The organism is Bradyrhizobium sp. CCBAU 65884 (genome assembly GCF_028128835.1).
GTDB lineage: Bacteria > Pseudomonadota > Alphaproteobacteria > Rhizobiales > Xanthobacteraceae > Bradyrhizobium > Bradyrhizobium ottawaense.
The window spans coordinates 228164-234880 of the sequence record NZ_LBJU01000125.1; the positions used below are offsets into that span (position 1 = coordinate 228164).

Consider the following 6717-nt stretch of genomic DNA (forward strand, 5'->3'; position numbering starts at 1 on the left):
TTTGTTATTGCTTCAGACGAACTGGCACGACACCGAGCCGAACGGACCGTAATCGGCATGGAAGGTGTCGCCGCGGCGGATGTCGACAGGGCGCGTGAACGAGCCCGCCAGCACGACTTCGCCGGCCTTGAGATGCTCGTCATGCGGCGCGAGGCGGTTGGCGAGCCAGGCGATGCCGTTGGCGGGGTGATTGAGCACGCCGGCAGCAAGCCCGGTTTCCTCGACCTCGCCGTTGCGGAACAGAAGCGCGCCGATCCAGCGCAGATCCGCATCGAGCGGGCGGAACGGCCGGCCGCCGAGCACCAGCGCCGCATTCGCCGCGTTGTCCGAGATCGTGTCCATGACCTTTCGCGTCTTGCCGGTCTCGGGATCGACGCGGTGCATGCGCGTTTCAAGAATCTCCAGCGCCGGCGTGACGTAGTCGGTGGCGTTGAGCACGTCGAAGATGGTGCAGTCGGGACCGCGCAGCGGCGCCTTCAGCACGAAGGCGAGCTCGACCTCGATCCGCGGCGCGTGGAAGCGATCGAACGGAATCGGCGTGGCGTCGGCATAGAACATGTCGGCGAACAGCACGCCGTAATCCGGCTCGCTGATGCCGACCGCATTCTGCATCGCCTTCGAGGTCAGGCCGATCTTGTGGCCCTTGATGACCCGGCCGCGGCCGAGCTGCAGTTTTGTCCAGCTGCGCTGGACGGCGTAGGCATCCTCGATGCTGAAGTCGGGATAGTCCTTCGTGAACATCGGGATCAGCGTCTTGGTGCGCTCGGCTTCATCCAGGCGCGCGGCAAGCCGTTCGATCGTGGCGGCATCGAGCATGGTCTACTGCTCCGCCGCGACGGTGTTGCGCAGCACGCCGATGCGGCTGGACTCGACCTCGACGACGTCGCCAACCTTCAGCCAGCGCGGCGGATCGAAGCGAACGCCTGCCCCCGTCGGCGTGCCGGTCACGATCATGTCGCCGGGCTTCAGCGTCGCGAAGGTCGAGAGATAGGAGATCAGATAATCGAACGGGAACATCAGCCGCTCGGTGGTGTCCTGCTGCCGCACCTCGCCATTGACGCGCGTGGTGATGTCATGCGGGCCGCGCGGGTCGAGCTCGTCCGACGTGACGATCCACGGGCCGATGCTGCCGGAGCGGTCGAAATTCTTGCCTTGCGTGACGTTGAACTTGCCGTGCCGCAGCCAGTCGCGAATCGTGCCCTCGTTGCACAGCGTCATGCCGAAGATGTGCCCCCACGCCTTCTCGCGCGGAATGTGACGGCCGCCCTGCCCGATCACGATGACGAGCTCGCCTTCATAGTCGAGCTGATCCGAAACCTTGGGCTTCTCGAGCGGCTGACCGGAGCCTGATATCGACGACATGCTGCGCACGAACAGGCTGGGATATTTTGGCAGGTCCGAATTGTCCTTGTACTCGGCGTTGCGCTCGGCGTAGTTGACGCCGATGCACCAGAGCTTTTCCGGCGCCAGCACGGGCGGCAGCAGGACGAGATCGTCGAGCGCATAGTCCGGCGTCGCGCCCGCGATCGCTTCCTGCGCATCGGACAGCGCGTTGGCCGCGATCAGCGCCTTCACGTCGGAGAAGTCGCGGCCGATCCGCCTGGTCAGATCGATCACGCCGTCAGCGACGGCCGCGCCGTAGCGCGGCTCTCCGTCCACGAGATAGCTCAGGAGTCGCATGGTCGTTCTCCAATTTGTATCGGGCAGCGCGGCTGGCGGCGCGCTCAGTCTTTCGATTTGGGCGTCTGAAATACGGTGTTCAGCGTCACGATCTCGCCGAGGCGGGCGTAACGGGGACCGCCGATGCGCGCGATCGGGTCGAGCGCCTTGGCCTCGACCTTGCCGTCGTTCACGAGGCCGTCGCGCAAATGGAACATCACGACCTCACCGACGATCAGCCGGCTCTTGGCCTCGCCGAACTCGAGGCACTGGCGGAAGCGGCATTCCATCGCGACCGGCGCGGCGGCAAGCCGCGGCACCTTGATGCGCTCGCTCGGAATCGTCTCCAGGCCGAGATGCTCGACCTCACTGATTTCAGGCGGATGCTCGACCGATGAGTCGTGCACCGCCGACATCAGCGGCGTATCGGCGATGTGGATGACGTATTCCTCGGTATCGAGGATGTTGTGCGCGGTGTCCTTGTAGTCCGCGCCCTTGCGGCCGACGCTGATGGCGAGCATCGGCGGCTTCTGCGAGACGAAGGTGAAGGCGCTGAACGGCGCGAGGTTAAGCACGCCCGTGGCTGACAGGCTGGTCACCCAGGCGATCGGACGAGGCACCACGATGCCGGTCATCAGGCGGTAGATGCGCTCGGCGCCGAGCTCGGTGGGATCGATCCGCATCGATCAATCCGCCCTGATGTTGGCCTTGCGCACCACCGGAATCCACTTGGCGTCCTCGCGCTCGAGGTAGGCCTTGAACTCGTCCGGCGTCATCGGCGTGGCTTCGCCGCCGAGCTTTTCGAATTTGTCGACTACGGCAGGGTCCTTCAGGATCGCGACCAGCGTCTCGTGCAGCTTGTCGATGACGGGCGCCGGCGTGCCTGATGGAGCGAACAGGCCGGTGAAGGTCTGGCCGTCAAAGTCCTTGTAGCCGAGCTCGGCGAAGGTCGGCACGTCGGGCAGCGATTTCAGCCGGTGCGGGCTGGTGACGGCGAGCGCGCGAAACAGGCCGGCCTTGATGTGCTGGAGGCTGACCGTGAGCTGGTCGAACGCGAACTGCACCTGGCCGCCGAGCAGATCGTTGATCGCCGGCGCATTGCCGCGATAATGCGCGGTGACCCATTGCAGCTCGAGGTTCGACTGCATCAGCTCGCTGAGCAGATGGTTGGTGGTGCCCGGGCCGGGCGAGGCCATCGTCAACTTGCCGGGCTCGCGTTTGGCGAGCTCGATGAATTCCTTGAAAGTGTTCGCCTGCACCGACGGATGCACCTCGAGCACCAGCGGTGTCATCGAGATGGTCGAGATCGGCATGAAGTCCTTCTTCCAATTATAGGCTTCGCGCTTGTTGATCTCGGTTGCGAACAGCACCGGGCCGTTGGCGCCGACGAACAGCGTGTAGCCGTCGGGCGCGGATTTCGCGAACGCCTCGCCCGCGATCATGCCGCCGGCGCCGGCCTTGTTCTCGATGATGAAGGGCTGGCCGAGCTTTTCCTGAAGCTTGTCGGCGACGATGCGCGCGGCGCTGTCGACATTGCCGCCGGCCGGATAAGGCACGATCAGCTTGACGCTGCGGGCCGGCCATTGCTGGCCCGACGCGGGCCCTGCCAGCATCGCGGTGGCGGCAGCTATGGCAATCCAGATTAATCTCATGTTAACCTCCCGGCAGCGCTTCCAATTCCATGTCGCGTGCGGCGATGCGCACGGCAGCTCGATCGGGGCGCAATCTCCAGATGCGCGCTTGTCCTGTCGAGTGAATTGTGGCGTTCTTGTCCATATTATGGACAAGACGCGAATCGCCCGCAACGCGATATCACCGCGGCAGGGCGCGCAGGCGATCCGGCGCGCCCTCGCCGTGCTACGCATTCTTGCCGCGGGTCGCGAGGACGGTGTGCCATTGGCCGAGGTGATCCGGGCGACCGGTCTCACCCGTCCGACCGTGCACCGCATCATCCATGTGCTGATCGAGGAAGGCATCGTCGAGCGACACGAGCGGACCGGCCGCTACGCGATCGGCAACCAGGTGCCGGAGCTGGCGCTGGCACGGCCGCGGCCGTCGCGGCTGCTGATCGCCGCCAATCCATCGCTGCAACGTGCCTCCACCGAAATCGGCGACACGATGTTCCTGACGGTGCGCACCGGCAACGACACGCTGTGCGTCGATCGCAGGATCGGAATCTATCCGATCCAGGTGCTGTCGATCGAGGTCGGCGCGCGCCGGCCGCTCGGCGTCTCCAGTGCCGGCGTCGCCATCCTCGCCGCGATGCCGGCGCCGGAGGCGCGAAAGATCGTCGCAGCGAACGAGAAGCGGTTCGAGGCTTACAAGACCGATGTGGCGACGGTCCTCGGCGAGGTCACCGCCGCGCGACGGCTCGGATACGGCCTGAGGGAAATCGGCCTCGTGCAGGGCACGAAATCGATCTCGACCTGGATCAAGACCCCGGATGGGCGACCGGCCGCGGCCATCACCGTCTCCGCCGTTCGAACGAGGCTCGGCCCCCGCCGCGAGCAGGAGGTCGCGGAGATCTTGTTACGGGAGGCGCGGAGTATCGAGCAGGCGATCGGTGGGTAATCACAACCAGCGCTCAGGCGGTGGTCCTTCGCCTCTCCCCGCTTGCGGGGAGAGGCCGGAATTCGAGCGAAGCTTGAATTCCGGGTGAGGGGGAGCCTCCGCGAATCCGATTGCCACCGAGATCGCGGATGGAGCCCCTCACCCCAACCCTCTCCCCGTAAGAACGGGGCGAGGGAGCGCACCGGCGATGCGGACAGAGCTCGCCTCAATCATGTCACCGCTGCGCGTCATCACACGGCGCTGTCAATGGGCTGACTTCGCGCGCATTTTTATGGCACAACGCCCCCTCCGCCGACCGACCAACGAGGCCCCCGCATGCCCGCGCCAAAACCGCCTGCCTTCGAGACCCTGAGCCTGCATGCGGGCCAGCATCCGGATCCCGTGACCGGAGCCCGCGCGGTCCCGATCTACCAGACCACGTCCTACGTGTTCCAGGATTCCGACCACGCCGCGGCACTGTTCAACCTGGAGCGCGCCGGCCACATCTATACGCGCATCTCCAATCCGACCACGGGCGTGCTGGAGGAGCGGCTGGCGGCGCTGGAGGGCGGCGTCGGCGCGATCTGCACTGCGAGCGGCATGGCCGCGCTGCATCTGGCGATCGCGACGCTGCTGAGCGCCGGCGATCACATCGTGGCGTCGAGCTCGCTCTATGGCGGCACCATCAACCTGCTGGCACACACGCTGCCGCGCTTCGGCATCACCACCACTTTCGTGAAACCGCGCGATCTCGATGCGTTCCGCGCGGCGATCAGGCCCAACACCAAGCTCGTGATCGGCGAGACCATCGGCAATCCCGGGCTGGAAGTGCTCGACATTCCCAAGGTCGCTCAGATCGCCCATGACGCAAAAATTCCGCTGCTGATCGACAACACCTTTGCCACGCCCTATCTCAGCCGGCCCATCGAGCTCGGGGCCGACATCGTCATGCATTCGGCGACCAAATGGATCGGCGGCCACGGCATCGCGATCGGCGGCGCCATCGTCGACGGCGGCCGCTTCGACTGGCGCGCATCGGGCAAGTTCGGCGTGCTGACCGAGCCCTATGGCGGCTATCACGGCATCGTCTTCGACGAGCAGTTCGGCACCGCGGCCTTCATCATGCGTGCGCGCACCGAAGGCTTGCGCGATTTCGGAGCCTGCCTGTCGCCGACCAACGCGTTCCAGCTTCTGCAGGGCGTCGAGACGCTGGGCGTGCGCATGGACCGTCACATGCAGAACACTCACCTCGTGCTGGAAGCCCTGAAGTCCAACAAGGCCGTCGACTGGGTGCTGCATCCCTCGCTGGAGACGCACACGGACTATCAGCTCGCCAAGCAACTGCTGCCGCGCGGTGCCGGCTCGATCATCTCCTTCGGCATCAAGGGCGGGCGGCCCGCGGGCCGCAAGTTCATCGAAAGCCTGCGCATGATCAGCCATCTCGCCAATGTCGGCGACGCCAAGACGCTGGTGATCCACCCAGCCTCGACCACCCATCAGCAGATGGACGCCGAACAGCTCAAGGCGGCCGGCATCGGGGAAGAGCTCGTGCGGCTCTCGGTCGGCATCGAGACCGCCGGCGACATCATCGACGATCTCGCGCAGGCGCTGCGCATCTCGCAGAAGGTCTGACACCATGAAGCTCTCCGTCAACGGCCTTGATGTGTTTGCCGCAACCGGCGGCCGCGAATTCGACAAGTCGCTGCCCGCGGTCGTCTTCATCCACGGCGCCGGCTTCGACCATTCGACCTGGGCGCTGCATACGCGCTGGTTCGCCCATCACGGTTTTTCCGTGCTGGCGCCTGATATGCCCGGCCACGGCCGCTCTAGCGGGCCTTCGCTCGGCAGCATCGCCGAGATGGCCGACTGGACCGCGGCGCTGCTCGATGCGGCGGGAGCTGCGAAGGCGCATCTGATCGGCCATTCCATGGGATCGCTGATCTCGCTGGAGACGGCGGCCCGTCACCCGGACAAGGTTTCCGCGCTGAGCCTGATCGGCACCGCCGCGACCATGACGGTCGGCCCGGATCTGTTGAAGGCCGCCGAGGCCAACTCGCAGGATGCCAACGACATGGTCTCGATCTGGGGCCTCGGATTCAGCGCCGAACTCGGCGGCAGTCTCGCGCCGGGCCTGTGGATGCATGGCGGCGCGCAGGCGGTGCTGAAGTCGTGCGAGCCGGGCGTGCTGTTCAGGGATCTGTCGGCCTGCAATGCCTATGCGAATGCGCTCGCCGCGGCCGCGAGCGTGAAGGTGCCGACGACATTGATTCTCGGCGAACGCGACATGATGACCCCGGCGAAGGCGGGCAAGACGCTAGCGGCCGCCATCCCGCATGCGAAGACCGTCGTTGTGCCGGGCGCCGGACATATGATCATGGCCGAGCGGCCGGATGAATTGCTGGCGGCGCTGAAGGGCTGAGAGTTCAGCCGCAAGAACTTCCACGGCGTCATGGCCGGGCTTGTCCCGGCCATCCACGATCTTTCTTGCAACACAAAGAACGTGGATGC

General features: G+C 65.6%; 7 protein-coding genes. 3 read left to right on the forward strand and 4 right to left on the reverse strand.

Translation table 11 applies throughout. The features are described from left to right. Positions 1-12: 12 nt before the first annotated feature. The 4 genes from hpaH to XI03_RS27100 are packed head-to-tail and all read right to left on the reverse strand — an operon-like array spanning position 13 to position 3311. Positions 13-816 carry a 2-oxo-hept-4-ene-1,7-dioate hydratase gene (gene hpaH / locus XI03_RS27085; protein WP_038950672.1) on the reverse strand — a complete coding sequence of 268 codons (804 nt, stop codon included), beginning with the start codon at positions 814-816 and terminating at the stop codon, positions 13-15. 3 nt (positions 817-819) lie between these two features. Beyond that, positions 820-1680, reverse strand: a complete 861-nt coding sequence (locus tag XI03_RS27090; protein WP_271593813.1) for a fumarylacetoacetate hydrolase family protein — start codon at positions 1678-1680, stop codon at positions 820-822. A gap of 44 nt (positions 1681-1724) precedes the next feature. After that, the gene (locus tag XI03_RS27095; RefSeq protein WP_271593814.1) at positions 1725-2342 is read right to left on the reverse strand and encodes a flavin reductase family protein; all 618 of its coding nucleotides are present in this window, start codon (positions 2340-2342) and stop codon (positions 1725-1727) included. A 3-nt stretch (positions 2343-2345) separates the two neighbouring features. Next, on the reverse strand, positions 2346-3311 hold the full coding sequence (locus tag XI03_RS27100) for a Bug family tripartite tricarboxylate transporter substrate binding protein (RefSeq protein WP_271593815.1): 966 nt from the start codon (positions 3309-3311) through the stop codon (positions 2346-2348). A gap of 127 nt (positions 3312-3438) precedes the next feature. On the opposite strand from XI03_RS27100, the gene XI03_RS27105 reads away from it, so the two are divergent. From XI03_RS27105 to XI03_RS27115, 3 genes are all read left to right on the forward strand, one after another. After that, positions 3439-4230: an IclR family transcriptional regulator gene (locus XI03_RS27105; RefSeq protein WP_028140756.1), complete on the forward strand. Its 792-nt coding sequence runs from the start codon at positions 3439-3441 to the stop codon at positions 4228-4230. Positions 4231-4545: 315 nt separating this feature from the next. Then, on the forward strand, positions 4546-5841 hold the full coding sequence (locus XI03_RS27110) for an O-acetylhomoserine aminocarboxypropyltransferase (protein WP_152102302.1): 1296 nt from the start codon (positions 4546-4548) through the stop codon (positions 5839-5841). 4 nt (positions 5842-5845) lie between these two features. Next, positions 5846-6628 (forward strand): alpha/beta fold hydrolase, encoded by a 783-nt coding sequence (locus tag XI03_RS27115; RefSeq protein WP_271593816.1) that lies wholly within the window; start codon positions 5846-5848, stop codon positions 6626-6628. The last annotated feature ends 89 nt before the right edge of the window (positions 6629-6717 follow it).

Excerpts from the sequence above, each read along its gene's own strand:
- hpaH (WP_038950672.1), bottom strand. The coding sequence starts at position 816 with ATGCTCGATGCCGCCACGATCGAACGGCTTGCCGCGCGCCTGGATGAA.
- XI03_RS27090 (WP_271593813.1), bottom strand. The coding sequence starts at position 1,680 with ATGCGACTCCTGAGCTATCTCGTGGACGGAGAGCCGCGCTACGGCGCG.
- XI03_RS27095 (WP_271593814.1), bottom strand. The coding sequence starts at position 2,342 with ATGCGGATCGATCCCACCGAGCTCGGCGCCGAGCGCATCTACCGCCTG.
- XI03_RS27100 (WP_271593815.1), bottom strand. The coding sequence starts at position 3,311 with ATGAGATTAATCTGGATTGCCATAGCTGCCGCCACCGCGATGCTGGCA.
- XI03_RS27105 (WP_028140756.1), top strand. The coding sequence starts at position 3,439 with ATGGACAAGACGCGAATCGCCCGCAACGCGATATCACCGCGGCAGGGC.
- XI03_RS27110 (WP_152102302.1), top strand. The coding sequence starts at position 4,546 with ATGCCCGCGCCAAAACCGCCTGCCTTCGAGACCCTGAGCCTGCATGCG.
- XI03_RS27115 (WP_271593816.1), top strand. The coding sequence starts at position 5,846 with ATGAAGCTCTCCGTCAACGGCCTTGATGTGTTTGCCGCAACCGGCGGC.